The sequence below is a fragment of the Bradyrhizobium sp. CCBAU 25338 genome (genome assembly GCF_028128965.1).
Taxonomy (GTDB): domain Bacteria; phylum Pseudomonadota; class Alphaproteobacteria; order Rhizobiales; family Xanthobacteraceae; genus Bradyrhizobium; species Bradyrhizobium liaoningense.
Window position 1 is genome coordinate 323,605 of the sequence record NZ_LFKY01000002.1, and the last position, 14,262, is coordinate 337,866.

18 protein-coding genes are annotated in these 14,262 nt (G+C 57.5%); 1 reads left to right on the plus strand and 17 read right to left on the minus strand.

From position 1 onward, the window contains the following. Positions 1 to 433: 433 nt before the first annotated feature. From ACM42_RS02980 to ACM42_RS03015, 8 genes are all read right to left on the minus strand, one after another. Positions 434 to 790 (minus strand): DUF3024 domain-containing protein, encoded by a 357-nt coding sequence (locus tag ACM42_RS02980; RefSeq protein WP_128947952.1) that lies wholly within the window; start codon positions 788 to 790, stop codon positions 434 to 436. 62 nt (positions 791 to 852) lie between these two features. Beyond that, on the minus strand, positions 853 to 1,047 hold the full coding sequence (locus ACM42_RS02985) for a nitrogen fixation protein NifZ (RefSeq protein WP_128947953.1): 195 nt from the start codon (positions 1,045 to 1,047) through the stop codon (positions 853 to 855). Next, positions 1,044 to 1,358 (minus strand): nitrogen fixation protein NifZ, encoded by a 315-nt coding sequence (locus ACM42_RS02990; protein WP_128947954.1) that lies wholly within the window; start codon positions 1,356 to 1,358, stop codon positions 1,044 to 1,046. Before ACM42_RS02990 ends, ACM42_RS02985 begins: the two co-directional genes overlap by 4 nt. A gap of 337 nt (positions 1,359 to 1,695) precedes the next feature. Further along, the gene (locus tag ACM42_RS02995) at positions 1,696 to 1,920 is read right to left on the minus strand and encodes a 4Fe-4S binding protein (RefSeq protein WP_128947955.1); all 225 of its coding nucleotides are present in this window, start codon (positions 1,918 to 1,920) and stop codon (positions 1,696 to 1,698) included. A 10-nt stretch (positions 1,921 to 1,930) separates the two neighbouring features. After that, on the minus strand, positions 1,931 to 3,490 hold the full coding sequence (nifB, locus tag ACM42_RS03000; RefSeq protein ID WP_164937317.1) for a nitrogenase cofactor biosynthesis protein NifB: 1,560 nt from the start codon (positions 3,488 to 3,490) through the stop codon (positions 1,931 to 1,933). Positions 3,491 to 4,143: 653 nt separating this feature from the next. Then, complete coding sequence (gene nifT, locus ACM42_RS03005) at positions 4,144 to 4,368, minus strand: putative nitrogen fixation protein NifT (RefSeq protein ID WP_128947956.1); 225 nt, start codon at positions 4,366 to 4,368, stop codon at positions 4,144 to 4,146. Positions 4,369 to 4,373: 5 nt separating this feature from the next. Beyond that, entirely contained in the window at positions 4,374 to 5,546 is a 1,173-nt protein-coding gene (nifS, locus tag ACM42_RS03010) for a cysteine desulfurase NifS (RefSeq protein WP_128947957.1), read from the minus strand. Positions 5,547 to 5,870: 324 nt separating this feature from the next. Continuing rightward, positions 5,871 to 6,191 (minus strand): iron-sulfur cluster assembly accessory protein, encoded by a 321-nt coding sequence (locus tag ACM42_RS03015; RefSeq protein ID WP_271526542.1) that lies wholly within the window; start codon positions 6,189 to 6,191, stop codon positions 5,871 to 5,873. 261 nt (positions 6,192 to 6,452) lie between these two features. On the opposite strand from ACM42_RS03015, the gene ACM42_RS03020 reads away from it, so the two are divergent. Then, a complete protein-coding gene (locus tag ACM42_RS03020; RefSeq protein ID WP_128947959.1) occupies positions 6,453 to 7,043 on the plus strand; it encodes a hypothetical protein in 591 nt (196 codons plus the stop codon). Between the two features lie 9 nt (positions 7,044 to 7,052). Here ACM42_RS03020 and ACM42_RS03025 read toward each other — a convergent pair whose 3' ends face one another. The 9 genes from ACM42_RS03025 to nifE form a co-directional block, all read right to left on the minus strand. Next, positions 7,053 to 7,448: a Rieske (2Fe-2S) protein gene (locus ACM42_RS03025; RefSeq protein WP_128947960.1), complete on the minus strand. Its 396-nt coding sequence runs from the start codon at positions 7,446 to 7,448 to the stop codon at positions 7,053 to 7,055. A 621-nt stretch (positions 7,449 to 8,069) separates the two neighbouring features. Then, complete coding sequence (locus tag ACM42_RS03030; protein WP_245471557.1) at positions 8,070 to 8,906, minus strand: host specificity protein; 837 nt, start codon at positions 8,904 to 8,906, stop codon at positions 8,070 to 8,072. Between the two features lie 70 nt (positions 8,907 to 8,976). Next, the gene (locus tag ACM42_RS03035) at positions 8,977 to 9,273 is read right to left on the minus strand and encodes a hypothetical protein (RefSeq protein ID WP_271526543.1); all 297 of its coding nucleotides are present in this window, start codon (positions 9,271 to 9,273) and stop codon (positions 8,977 to 8,979) included. A 542-nt stretch (positions 9,274 to 9,815) separates the two neighbouring features. Further along, positions 9,816 to 10,115, minus strand: coding sequence for a ferredoxin III, nif-specific (gene fdxB, locus ACM42_RS03040; RefSeq protein WP_128947961.1), 300 nt, complete (start codon positions 10,113 to 10,115; stop codon positions 9,816 to 9,818). A gap of 11 nt (positions 10,116 to 10,126) precedes the next feature. Then, positions 10,127 to 10,327 (minus strand): CCE_0567 family metalloprotein, encoded by a 201-nt coding sequence (locus tag ACM42_RS03045; protein ID WP_271526544.1) that lies wholly within the window; start codon positions 10,325 to 10,327, stop codon positions 10,127 to 10,129. A 12-nt stretch (positions 10,328 to 10,339) separates the two neighbouring features. Next, on the minus strand, positions 10,340 to 10,804 hold the full coding sequence (locus tag ACM42_RS03050; protein ID WP_271526545.1) for a NifX-associated nitrogen fixation protein: 465 nt from the start codon (positions 10,802 to 10,804) through the stop codon (positions 10,340 to 10,342). A gap of 6 nt (positions 10,805 to 10,810) precedes the next feature. Continuing rightward, complete coding sequence (gene nifX / locus ACM42_RS03055) at positions 10,811 to 11,206, minus strand: nitrogen fixation protein NifX (protein WP_271526546.1); 396 nt, start codon at positions 11,204 to 11,206, stop codon at positions 10,811 to 10,813. Continuing rightward, positions 11,203 to 12,594, minus strand: coding sequence for a nitrogenase iron-molybdenum cofactor biosynthesis protein NifN (gene nifN / locus ACM42_RS03060; RefSeq protein ID WP_271526547.1), 1,392 nt, complete (start codon positions 12,592 to 12,594; stop codon positions 11,203 to 11,205). The genes nifX and nifN overlap by 4 nt, the downstream gene beginning before the upstream one ends. Positions 12,595 to 12,603: 9 nt before the next feature. Next, positions 12,604 to 14,250 (minus strand): nitrogenase iron-molybdenum cofactor biosynthesis protein NifE, encoded by a 1,647-nt coding sequence (gene nifE / locus ACM42_RS03065; protein WP_271526548.1) that lies wholly within the window; start codon positions 14,248 to 14,250, stop codon positions 12,604 to 12,606. Positions 14,251 to 14,262: the final 12 nt, after the last annotated feature.

Genomic DNA, 14,262 nt, shown 5'->3' on the forward strand with positions numbered 1-14,262 from the left:
AACATAAAGCGACCCGACACCTTCACATGATTGCAGATGCGCCTCGTAACACTGCTCGACCATTCGACATCCTCTTGGATTTCATCGGAAGGCTTAAAATGCACTACGCCATATTCCGCTGGTTCAGTGCTCACCGCCCAGCATTCATCTTGGCCAATACGATCCCGGTCGCTCGCGTTCGGTCGGCCGTAATCTGCACGCAGTGGTCCGATCATCGAGCAGAGGAAGATCGAAACGAGGACACTGTTGGAACGGCTGATCCGACAAATCTGACGCATCACAGCGCACACAAGCAAGCTGGGGAAAGCCGCGGCGCACCTCGACAAAGTGACCCATGTCGGCGCCATCGGCAGTATGCAGTTGTCCGAATTCGATCAATCCGTCCGTCGTGAGCGCCATCGTCGTTCCTCTATCCCTCGGACATGGCAGCCTCTCATTGCCAGAACAGGCGCTCGGGATCCGCATTCAACTCGTCGATTGCAGGAGTCAAGCGGTGATAAAGGCTGTAAAACTCCCAGACTCCCCCCGCGTGATTCTTGTGAAACAGCTTCCAGATCCCGCTCACGGAGTCATAAAGAATCAGCGCGACGTCGACCAAGGCGCCGTCCTTGTCGATGTTGCGCGAGCAACATGGACTCTCGATGAGGTAGCCGCCCCTCACTGGCGTCACGTTTGGCGAGACGTAGAGATAGCGCTTGCGCGCGCTCAAGCCGCGCTCGATCCGTTTGCGATCAAGCTCGTTGGGGTGAGGAACTATCCCCGTTGCTTTCCTCATCAGTGCGGCATTCATGACGAAAGCCTCCATTCAAAGCACTCTGATTTCTTCTTGAAGACCAGCACATGAGCAGCTCCTCACCAAAATCGCACAATAAAGATCGGCTCATAAGCTTCGTTGTTGAGAGTATCGATGACGGTCTGGCGGGTCGTTCTGGCAGCGAGCAAAGCTCCGTCGGGCTCCGTATTGGTAGATGAGTGGTCCTTGATGAGGTCGGCGGCGGGTTTGCCCCGCTGGCCCCGCCGACATTTCGTAACACCTTGCTTAGTCATGACTCCTCCGGTAATGGCAAATCATCGACCTCCTCGCAGGCATCCACTGGCTCTAGTTCCTTGCGTTTCATGCCAACGCGGCGGCCGCTTTCCAAAAACTCTACACCGTAGATGTAGAATTGCTGTAAGAACGTACCGATCGAGATGACGTAACCCACCTCGCCCTTCTTGACTAAGACGTCGCCAATCTCCTTACCGGGATAGGTGCCATCATTGCGGATGGTGCGATTGGCTCGAAGCTTCTGGCCAAAGCTGAAGACGGGCGGATCGCTTAGCTCGACGACGTCGCTGTCGCGAAGAATGATGTTCATATACCGCTCCTCATGCGTCGCTCGCTCTAGAGATGCACGGACGCCGCATAGCCCCCAGGCGACATTCCGCATCACTTCGTGGCCGCGCGCGATATTGTCAATCACATCCACGATGGGAGCGCGGCCTGGAAGGCCGCTCTCAGCATTACGACGCGCCCTCGAACCGCCGAAATGCCGCCAAGCCATGCTGCCGACCAGCAACAGCACTATCGCAGGGTAACCCAGAGGAATCGCCGTCCATAAGGGAGAGCGAACGTCGGCACCTGCGATCCAACGGGCGGCGCTTGCGACGTATTCAGCACCAGGTCCTTGCATGCCGCTCATGAGGGCGCCCGCTTTAGGCTGGCGCTTGGTAGCGAGGCAACGACGTGTCAACCACGCAGGTATTGTCGACTGGACAGGCGGCGACACATTGTGGCTCGTCAAAATGGCCAACACATTCGGTGCATTTTGCCGCTTCAATGACAAAGCTTCCCCCCTTCTCCGAGATAGCAACGTTCGGGCATAATGGTTCGCAGGCTGAGCAGCTCGTACACTGCGAGGCGATGATTTTGAACGGCACATATTTCTCCTTACGCCGCAGAGATCCGGTCTCCCAACCGACACGCAGGCTCGCCGCGCTGCACGTGCTGGATCTCCCCGCGCTTCACCTTGTCGAGATAGGATCTGAACCAAGCGATCGCCGACTTCTCAATGAACTCATGAGCGAATTGATCAACTGGCTCGATTCCTGCCTCGATCAGACTGCTTTTCGGGCAGCCGCCGATCTTAGCCACGAAGACCGCGTGGCAGTCATGGATGTCGCGCATGATCGCGGATAATCTATCTTCCTCGCCATAGCCGCCCTGGCAGTAACCTTCCACACAGCGCAGACCAGCGAACTTGGCGCCGGATGTGGAAAGCTCGTACACTTGGAATTCCTTTGCATGTCCAAAGTGCTCGTTGATCAATCCGGAGCCCTTGGTGGCGACCGCCACCAGAAGAGTGATCGCCCTCATGTCTCCGGAAAGTTCCGCAAGCTCCTTTTGGTCGGCGGCAACTTTGGAAAGGCGCTCGTTCTCTACCTTTTCCTGATAAGCCTTGCGCATCGCTAAGTCGTATTGGACGTCCATTTTCATCACCCGATCATTAGTGAACTCTGCGCTGCGATCCTCGCCGAGTAGACCGACCGCATCAGCGCGGCACTGGCGGCAATGCCGCATGATGTTTATCTGCCCTTCGCAAGCATCTTGCAGCGCCTTCAATTCTTGCGCCGTCGGGCCGCGCTGAGCGTTGAGGCCAAATGCTGTTCCGTGCTCGGGCGCGGAGATCAGCGGCATGATATTGTGAAGGAAGGCACCGCGCGACGTGACCGCCTTATTGACCTCGACCAGGTGGTCATCATTGATGTTGGGGATCATCACCGAGTTGATCTTGCACAAAATGCCGCGTTCGCTAAGCATCTCGAGGCCTTGCAGCTGGCGATGGGTGAGTATCCTTGCCGCCTCGATGCCGGTGTATCGCTTGTGGTTGAAGAAGATCCACGGATAGATCTTGGCTCCGATTTCCGGATCGACCATGTTGATCGTGATGGTGACGTGGTCAATTCTGGCCTTGACGATGGCATCGACATAGTCCGGCAGTGCGATTCCGTTGGTTGACAGACACAGCTTGATGTCGGGAGCGGCCTGGCTGATCAGCTCGAACGTTTTAAACGTCTTTGCTGGATTGGCCAGGGCATCGCCGGGACCAGCGATGCCAACGACTGTCATCTGCGGAATGGTCGTCGCGACCGCGATCACTTTTCTCGCCGCCTGCTCAGGGGTGAGTTTCTCGCTCACCACTCCGGGACGCGATTCATTGGCGCAGTCGTATTTTCGGTTGCAGTAATTGCACTGGATGTTGCAAGCAGGCGCGACCGCGACATGCATGCGAGCGTAATGATGATGCGCATCTTCGCTATAGCAGGGATGGTTTTTGACCTTTTCCCAGATCCCGATCGGCAGATCGCCTTGGCTGTCCTGCGAGCCGCAGCTCGCCCGCCCGGTGTTGGCCGAAGCGCGGCAGCCCTTATGCTCGGTGATGGGCTGCATGATGTTTCCGCCATTCACTGCAGCTTTGATATACTTTCCGCGTCCCACGACCGCGTTCATTCCCATTCTCTCTGCAAGCATCATCGCCCCAGGTCATTCTTGAGCGCGCTTCAGGAAGCTGCGTAGCAACTTGCATGCCATGGCGAGGATGTGCGATCGCAACCGTAGTCCACCGAGTTATCACGACGATAGCGTTGGCGCTTGCAAGAACAGCAATGATGAGCCTGTCGGCAAAGCGACAGACGCGTCGCCGTTCTCACTCAGAGCTCCATCGCTTGCGCATTTACTCTCGCGTTGGACGCGCCCGCATGCGGCTTCATCTAAACGGGCCTTCACGCGCTGCCGCTTCCAATTGGGTGGATCCGAACTGGGGGATCCGGACTTCATAAGGCTAATAGTGGGCGACACGCGCCCTACTATGACGGGCAGCAATGAGGGCCAAAGATGATGGTGCAATCGCCTGGGCCCAACTGACCGAGCGATGCCTGCGTCATCAATGCCGTCGCGGCGGGCCGACGTTTGCTGATCTTGATATGCCGCACCGACAGCTATTCGTTCCCCAAAGATCCCCCGGATAGGTCAACCGGCCGGAAGGAAGCGACCGATGCCTCTGGGGGGGGGCGCAGCACATCGGATCCAATTCCGTCATGCCAGGACGAGATAGACGCCAATGGTTCCGGTCCCCAGGCGGGCGCCAATGTCCATGAGTGCCTTCACGGATCGTCGCCGTTCTCATCCCGCTTCTTCGCGTCGATTGTGATCGGTAACCGTGTGTCGCTCGCCATCTCGGGCAAATCGAGCACCCAGCCGTTAGCTACTTTGATCCAGCCCCCCCATAAGGTCTCGTACTCGGAGGCAACGATTGGCTCTTCGAGATCCTTTTTTGGCACGTAGATCGACAGGCCCGCGTCCGGAGAGCGGCGGATCATGATTTTCACGACGTCTACTCCCCGACTGTGACGCTGGATGTGGCGCGCATGCGAGCCACGATATCTGACACTGCGTACACGACCTCATCGACTTCAGCGAAGGTGGTTTCACGCGAAAGAGAAAAGCGAATGGCGCCGTGCATCCGCCACGCCGGCACCTGCATGGCACGCAGAACATGCGATGGCTGCATTGAGCCCGAACTGCAGGCTGATCCGAGCGACACGGCGATGCCCGCCCGGTTGAGACGGTGGGCAATGCCTTCGCCTTCGAGATGGTCGAAGGCAATATTGGTCGTGTTCGCCAACCGATTGCCGATGTCGCCGAGCACAGCGCACTCGCCATTGCGCAAAATTCCCTGCTCAAGGCGGTCGCGTAACGCGCCAATGCGGACGCGCTCGGGTTCAAGCCGCTCCGCCGCAAGCCCGGCAGCTTTCCCCAGTCCGACGATTCCGGGAATATTCTCAGTCCCGCCGCGTCGCCCTCGTTCCTGTGATCCGCCGCAGATCAGCGGCCGGAATTTAATCCCCTTGCGCAAATATAGCGCGCCGACCCCCTTGGGGCCGTGCAGTTTGTGCGCGGATAGCGACAACATGTCGATCGCGCTGTCCTTTAGGTTTAAGCGCACCTTACCAATCGCCTGGACCGCATCTGTGTGAAACAGTGCGCCCGCCTCACGGGTCAACCCGGCCAGAAACTCCACAGGAAACATCGTTCCGGTCTCGTTATTGGCCCACATAACCGAGGCAATCGCTGTTCGTGGCCCAAGCGCGCAGCGAAACGCCTCGATGTCGAGCCTGCCGCAAGCATCTACGGGTACAATGCGCGTCTTGATTCCCCTTGCCGCCAATTGCTCCGTTAGCGCAAGTACGGCGGGGTGCTCAACCGAAGTGGTGACCACCTCGTCTCGACCTTCTTGCGTCGCAAGCGCAGAGAGGATTGCGGCATTATTGGCCTCGGTCCCTCCCGAGGTGAAGACGATTTCGTGATCGTATGCACTACCTAACAGGCCGCTCAGGCTTCTCCGAGCCCGCCTCACAGCGACTGCGATTTCGCTGCCCAAGGCATGCCTTGACGAGGCATTGCCGAATTGCTCAGTGAAGAAAGGCAACATGGTTTGCACGACGGATGGATCAGTCCGCGTCGTTGCATTGTTATCGAGGTAAATCAGCGCTCGATTTTCACTCAATCCACCACCTCGCCTGCTGCAGCGACGAGGACTAGGCGATCCAATCCTCCGCTCTTATCTACCAATCGCGTCTGAACGCCTCCTAACCTTACGCTCGAAAGCTTGCACGACCTGCCAGCACCGGCCCGCCTCGCCATGAGCACGCTGCTATCGTGCTGTTCAGCGAACAGTCGCCTCGGCCGGCTTGCATATTGGGCCGGATCTCGCCGTGCACGCAACGAATGCGCCCCTCCCGCTTCGTAGTGAAAGACGATCTCCTCACTTGTTCTGGTTCGGCCGGCATGGTTCAATTCCTTCTCCTCCTGACCTCATCAATGTTTTCCGTCAGCTGAACGATTTTCCGCAGGAGCAGTTCGCGGTGGCGTTCGGGTTGTGAAAGGTAAAGCCGGAGCTCTCCGGTGCCAGCACGAAATCGATGGTCGTGCCGACCAGATGCTCACGGCTCTTGTTATCGACGAACACCTTCAGTCCATCGCATTCGATCACGGTGTCGTCAGGCTTTGGCTCCTCGGCCAGGCCCATCTTGTATTTGAATCCATTGCAGCCGCCTGCTTCGATCATGACGCGCAGACCACCGGCCGGGCGCGCCGAGGATGAAATCGCGCTCTTGATCGCATTCACTGCGCTATCGGTCAGGTTGATCACGTCTTTCCCTCGTCAGCTTGGACCCAGCTGAGAGCAAGTCACGTGCCAGCGCGCAGACGCTTAATGATGCTCACTTTCGCGCCGTCGGCGTTGGAACGGCTGTCAGGATCCTGACAAAGCTACTTGAGGCGGTCCCAACCACCGAGGCGTTTTCTTTCCAAGCTGCGCTGAAGGCCGCTACGCATGCGGCGGCAGGCAATTTGCATCGCGTCTGGCACCGACCAACGGATCGGTGAAGAGCTTAGATCGAGGACACATTTAATGACTGCAATCGAGAACACCGCACTCGGCAGACTCGAGAAGGAGGGCCGCCTTCTCAACGCCGTACTCAAAGGCGCGACCACCAAGCCGGGCCGGTTCGGCTTTCGCGGGGACATCGCACTAAAGTTCCAGACTCAGGTCGCGGACGAGAAACGACCGCCAGACTATTCGATCGAGCAGGTTCTGACGATCGCGCAGGACGGAGAGCGCACTATTCCCGTGCTGGCCGGCTACTTACATTCCTTCGCGTATCTTGCTGACGTCGCAACCGTCCTCAACGGTGCCTTAAGCCCAACCGGCAGCTACTTCATTTTCTGCAACAACATCGATCTGCTGGCGAAGTACCGAGTTAACCTCGGCGATATTAACTTCCACGTGTTACCGTGCGACGAATCCACCGTTTGGAAGGAGCTGATGGACCTGGTCGGGCTGAACAAGGACGACATCAAGAAGCTCGATCCGGGCGGCAAGCTTGATTACCTCCTCGATGCCACAAAGCATCTCGATCTATCCCATGAGGAGATCTCGTATGACGACGGACTAAAGAGGATGGAGGCTGTTAAAAACCGCAACGAGAACCGGCCGGTCTGAGCGCGGTCTTCAGTTGTCGGCCGATGCATCGTCTTCCACAAGATGCACACCGACGACGCAGATGTCACCATCCATAACGACCAATGCGATCGGCGCGAGCGCTCTACCCTGACATGGACCTTCGACGCACCGCCCGGTGCCAAGTTCGAAGGTTGAACCGTGCTTGCCGCACATCAGCCTGATGCCGTATGGATCGAGGAATTGGTTCAGCTCCCAGTCCAAATTGACGGCGTTGTGGGGGCATTTATTGACATAGCCGATCACCTTTTTGCCCCATCGCACCACAATGATGGGCCACGGGCGGCGATTGCCGTCATCATCGACGACTACAAGACGGAATCCCATCGCCTGGCGGCTCGGAATGTCGTTAAAGCTGCAAATCACATAGATGGGATTGTGCTGCATTCATCGCTCGTTTTATTGCAAGGCTTCATTGTTGCTGTTCAAGCGCCCCTGCAATAACCGTACGAGTGCCGAGACGTATCGCGTTTCTGGTAATCCAACGCGCAAACTTCGGCATTGCAGCAGACGTCATTGCCCGGGGCGCATAATTCAGACCAATTTGCACGAACATTGAGCCTTCTTATCTCCTCCATGCTAGCTGCAGACTTGCAGTTTTCGAGCTCGGGCTTTGCCGGACTGCTTAACGCGATGGATGGTCGTCGCTGCTCGTTGAGGCCACGCTGCATAAGGCCGGCTACGGTGCCGTCGGATGGCGCTCCCCCGCGGCATCGCATGTGCCTTCGCAGAAGCGTCGAGTGCTCGCTTCCAGCCGGCTGGGGCGCACGCGGCGAGCGCGCGCCCCCTTTTGAATTAAGACCGTTGCGCCCGCGCTTAGAACGGTCACATGCCCCTCATTTCAGGCCAGCGCTGCTAGCGCAGCCACGTTACTCCATGCGCGTTCGGCAAAAGCGCGCTCCAAGCAAAATGAAGGGTCATCGTCCAACAATTCCCTTTCGAAAACTTCTCTGAGTGTCGATATCACTCTCTCAGCTTTCGAAAGATCGTTCAGGTTTAGCGGTTGCTTTACTCTATGCGCTGCCCTGCAAGGGCGCGCTCCAAGTAGAATGACGGGTCATCTTCGTCGGAAAAGTCCGTCTCGACGGCCGGTCCAGGGGCAGTATCACCGCCCTCTGCCGTGACAAGGTACTTCGTAGGCTTGCCTACTCGCTGCCACTCGTCGTTCTCATTCTTTGTCCACACCTCAGGATGCTGGTGAGGATCAAGCACCCAGTGATTTCGGCCCACGTGCTCAAAACCCATTTTCTCTAGGCGGGGTTCCATGCCGTCCCGGGCTGGTTTGGACAAGATCAACGGATAATCACCATCCTTTCTCAGTTGGTGTTCCAGCAGAATATCGCCCGCGTTCTCGACGAGGGGGTGAGTCACCCGAAGGTCTACCACGGAGGTGAGATCGTTGCGCCCAAACTGTTCCCGGAAGGCCTCTCCCTTAATCCGAACCGGACCTCCGACTCTTAACAGGCCAACTGTTTCGCCATCCAATGGATAGCTGTAGAAGCGCGCGGGCCTAGCCGGATCATGATAAGTGTTGATATAGCTTCCAGTAACCGTTGCTGCGTGCTCAGCTTTCTCCGATACGAAGTCCGAGTACTCTTGCGGGTTGCTCGCGATGTGCCTGATGTCTGCCCCCAAAAATTTCTTCAGCCCTTTGTCGAAGGAATATTCGCTGATCTCTACAATGGGCGACTTGGAATCCAGAGAGTATGGAGCCCTTGTTTCAGATGACGATCCACCTGGCTCCATACCTGCAATTGTTTCCGCAAAGCGGGGGCTATCTCCCGATTCATCAGCTTGGCTAGCGCTTGTGGATTGGCTGGATGAGCCAACGATTCTGCCATACATCAGATCGCTCTCCTATCGGCAAAATTGCACGCAATTGAGCTCGTGCCGCGCAAGCTCGCGGCGAGAATATTTAACCTAACTGACCACAACCTGACCGAAGCATCTGCCGGCATTTGGGAGACTGCGGCTGCGCAATCGCACGCGAGTCACGCCCCCGCTGGTCACCGATCGAAAGCTGACGGCGCGTGATATTGCCCGTGCTTGATCCATCAAGAATGCGACCGATAATGGCGCAGATCAGCGCCACCACCCTTTTCCTCGGACCGCCGCCGCCATTGAGCAGGCACATTGACCAATGCAGCCTTCCATCGAGGATCAGCTGCTCGCGAGCAGAATTGCTGATCGGTGCCTTTTTCGCGGCGTCCACGAACTCGCATAGGCTATTGCACCGTCATCCAATTCCGGGCTGCTTGATCCGGTCCCCAGTGGAGAATTGCGGAGGACACAGGTGCGGCCGTCACATGCGGTTCAACGCAATCGGCTATGATCGGGCAGACAGATGTCAACGCCCGTGCACCTCGGGCGACTTATGCTCCTGCCGATCCTCCAACCGGGCACGCCACAGGATAAGATGGGCACCATTGGCTCCGTAGGAAAGTCCCTAGTTCGGAAACCGGCAATTCGCAATCTTGAAGACCACGAAGGTAACCGATCGCCCTCCCCGCGTCAGGGCCAGGCGCCTTTCGGGAAAACGGGGTCCCTGCAGTACGGGACAGGCTCGCAAGCAGGCGCACTCAGCCGGTATGGCTTGCCTGGGAGCTAAGCTCCTATGCGACCTATGCCAATATCTCCGCTCGCTCCGTCTTGCTGTTCAGTGGAAGATCGGGACCATTCGAGTCGGCCGCTGCGAGTCTCGGTTGCGGGTTGACCTGATCCAACGGGTCGTCCCCTCATGCGATCCCCCTTCGCTCATGCAGCTTCGGTTGCGGCTGAAACGTGGGTCTGGCAGTTGGCCGGGCAAACCCTATCGCACGCACCGCAGCCGATGCAGGCGCCCTGATCGTTTAGAACCATGATCTTCTTTTCGACTTCATCGTCCTCGTCATTGTCGAGATTGACAAGTTCGCCCTCCTCGTTGATTCCTTTCAAGGTCATGACATCTCGACCGCACACCTTGAAACAGCGGCCACAGCCGATGCACTTCTTGGCATCGATCGAGGTCAGGTATTGAGGCGTCCAGTCGCGGCCGTCTCGCGTTGCAAATGACATCCATTGCCCCTTCAAGTATTTTCCAGTGCTTTCAGCTCGCGGCTCTTGCGCTCGAGCTCGGCGTAGACATCGTACGCCTTCTGCGCCACAATCATGATCGACGTCCAGTTGATGGGCAATTCTTCCGAAAGGTCGTGCAGATCCATCTTGGCCTGTATCGCCTTGGCGGACACTTTCTTTAGTTCGGCCTTCAGTGTTTCACGATCGCACATGGGTGAGTATCCTCAATAGTTTGCCACGTCCGGAAATTTCTGAATCAGGCCGATTCCCTCGCTGACATATTTATCCCCCTCCTGAGCCAGCTTGACGCGACTATCGAATCCGAAGCGATGCACATCGCGCAGCTGCTTGTTTACGGCGATCAACCGCCCTGCGATGAGCACTATGCGCCCGAAGCCTTCATGATGCAGCTTCAGAATCGGCTGAACCATAACGCCTGTCTCCCTCTCCATCGAGAGCGCGACCGCATCGAAGAATAGCTCAAGCCGCCACAGTGTGTCGGGATCGGGATCACCTATAATCGGCAATGCGCGCCGTTTCTCCCTGTCCAGGATATAGGGTTCGAGCAGATCAAGATCGCTCTTCCCTTCCCAAGATCCGTTGGTATCCTGAGCACGCCAAATCTTGACCAATTGGATGAGGAATGGTGCGTCGACCACGCTGCCCTGCTGCTCTATTTTTGCGGTCATGTCACCTCATTCGCCGAACTCAAACGTTCGCCGTTGGTCCTTTGCAAGGACCTTGCGCAGCCAGGGAGGTGGCGTGCCCTTCAGCACCCGCTCGAGCTTTTCTAGCAACACCGGAATGCTTTCTGGTTTGCTCACCTTGATAGGATGGATTTTGTTGGCTACCACTCGCGCAGCTGCTGCACCACCAATGGCAGCGACGTAAAGGATTGCGCAATCCTTGATCGCCTCGATCTTTGGCGCCAACTTGTCATCACTGCCGTCCTCCTTAAGGTCACCCTCAAACTCGATCGCTTTAAGAAACACATAACCGTCAGGCGCGACATCGTAGATTGCGATATTCTTTGCCCAACCAAAATGAGCATCGACTCGTTTCAGGTCCTGAGTGGCAAAAGCGACCTTCATGCAATTGGCCCCGCGCCGGTGGAGCGGCGACACCCAGAGCTTTGTGGCAGACCGGGCGTAGTCCGCCACCTATCGGGCGTAGGACGATCGTTCTCCTCGCGATGCGCGATCACGAGATTGGCGATTTCGAAGATCACACTGCGGGTACCACGGTAGCCTACGGATATTTGGTGGCCCGCGCCAAGCCGGTCGAACATCGGAAAACCTGTACGATAGAACGGCACCTTCAGCCGCGCCGCCGCTTGCCTTCCATGCGAATGCGTGATCAGCAAGTCGCAACGCTTCTGTTTGGCGAGTCCTTCCAGATCTTCGAGATCGCCAATGAGCACCTCCTTGGTCTTGATCCGCTCGATCACCTCCGATTGAGTGGTCGTCACGGCGACGGTCACCTGCGCTCCCATATCGTGCAGCATGCTCGATAGATCGAACAGAAGGTCTGGCTCAGCACCGATCGCGACCTTGCGACCGCCTATATGGAAGTGAGCATCCAGCATAGCGTCCGCGAGCTGACTGCGCTGGCGTCGATATTTCAAGGGTATTGGGCGGCCGCTAATCTCGCTCAAAAACGTCATGAATTCGTCGTTCGGATGGAGACCACACAGCCGCTCGAACACGCGAAAAGGCACGCCGGTCTTAGCCTGCATGATCTCAGCCGCGCGCTGCATCTGAGCACCGATTGCAATCGTCCATCCTGCGCGCCCCATGCTCGCGATTTCGTCGACGTCAATGCCGCCGATGGTCGTTGACGTAAACTCATCGGGGATATGCCCGTCGAGGGACCCCGCGAGGTCAGGGAGGAAGGAGGGGCACAATCCGAAATCCTCCAGTAAGACATGGAGTTCATCAAGGTCGCCGGGCGTCAGGTGACACCCCGGCAGAACATTCACCTTCGATGGATACCACAGGCCATTGGCGCTGGGCCGGTCCACCAGCACCTCCACCATGCGTGCAACAGCCTTCTCCCAGCCATCCTGGAACGCGCCCTTGAAATCAGGCGTCGATACATACACCAGTGGCAACTTTGCGAGTTGCGGATGATTGCTCCGGATTAGCTTGAGGTAGGCATCCACATCGTCGCCGTTGGTTTCGGTGACCCCGGTTGAGCAGATTCCGATGATCTTTGGCTTGGTACGGTTATAGATGTTCAGTATCGCCTGCTCGAGATTCTCATACCCGCCGAGTACGGTCGCAACCTCGCTCATCGCGGTGGTCTGCAGCGGTATTGCTTCTTTGAAATGCCGGACAAAGAGCGTGAGCCCGAAGGATGTGCACCCCTGGGAGCCGTGCAGAAGCGGCATCGCACCGCGCAGCCCCATGAAGGCGTATGCGGCGCCGATCGGCTGGCTCATCTTCAGCGGGTTGACAGCGCAGGCTTTTGTTGGCGCCATGACGACTCCCTACTCTGCGGCCTGTCGCATGTCAGACGGCTCGGACACAAACATACCTTCGATGCGACTTCGACAGCAGCCACCGCCCGCATTTGTATGCTCTCGGACCGCTGCGACGCTCCTCAAGCCGTGCACGTAAATTGCATCCTCAATCGTTCCCAGATCAACGCTCTTACACACGCAGATCTTCCTCGCGCGGCGCGCGGTTTCGGCCGGCGCCGGATCGCAGGCGATTGCGGCCATCGGCGATTGCATCTGCTCCCTCGCCTTGGCCAATGCCTCCCATGGCGCTGGTCGACGTAGCTGCTCCCACATCGGACTGGAGAGTGACTTATCGATCTCCTCCACCAGCTTAACCATTCCGACATAGCCCATATAGGCGTGGCAACGCTCCTGGTTGATATCAAGCCACGGCACCGCCGCCTTCAGCGCGACAAACTGCGACTTGCCGCCTGATAGCATGATGTCCGCTTTTGCGTCCTTCAACATCTTGTACATTTCGCGCGCGGTCATGTCCTCGATCATGTGGGCATCCTGCCCCATGAGCTCCTTGATGCGCTCCTTGTCTTCCCTGGTCGATTTCTTCACGCTAGTTCCGATCAACTCCAGCCCGGCTTCCTGGAGTGCCGCAACGACCGACCATGACTTGACGCCGCCCGTCACCAACAAGGCCTTTTTGCCTTCGAATCGCGGCTTGTACGGCTCGATGGCAGCCCACGCCCGCGCTTCCTCGCGCGCGATCACCGCTTCGGTGCGCCCGAGCAGATCTGTCGGGGCGCCGCGTTCAACCAATAAGCGGGCGAGCTGGCGTAGCGATTCGCTTGAATCCTGAATACCGTAGAACGATCCCTCGAAGAACGGGATCCCGTAGCGTTGCTCCATCTTGCGTGCCACGTTGATCATGGACTTTGAGCACACCAACATCGCCGCCCGCGCGCGATGAGATGAAGCGGCTTCGCGATATTTACCATCGCCGGAGATGCAGCAGTGAATTCGCACTCCCAGCTCGTCTAGCAATGGCTTCACTTGCCAGAGCTCTCCCGAAAGGTTGTATTCTCCGATCAGATTGATGTCGTACGGAGTGGTGTAGTCCGGTTCTCTCGTCCCGATCACATAGTCGAGCAAGGCCTCGCCGGCGAGCTTGTTACCGAGGTTCTTCGAACCGACGAAGCCCGGAGAATTGATCGGGATCACCGGCTTTGAGAATCTTTGAGATGCTGCCTTGCAGACTGCGTTGATGTCATCGCCGATCATCGCCGGGATGCAGGTTTGATAGACGAAGATGGCGGGCGGATCGTACTTGTCGATGATCTCCTTGATCGCTTTGCAGAGCCGCTTCTCGCCTCCGAAAACAATATCGGTTTCGCTCAAATCGGTTGTGAATGCGGTGCGCCACAGATCCGAGCCGGACGACGCCGCGCCGCGATTGTCCCAGGAATTACCTTCGCACGCGATCGGACCATGTACCAAGTGAGCGACATCGGTGAACGGCTGCAGCGCAACCTTGGCGCCATCGAAAGCACAGCCGCCGGCAGCGCTACCCGGCTGCAATTGTCTGGTGCAGCCGTTCCTGCGTTCGGCCCCCGACTTACTGCCATTCTTGGCGCAGCCCGGCTCGTCGAAGATATTCTGGACCGTGGCCGCTAGTGAACTCATCCTGTTTCCTCT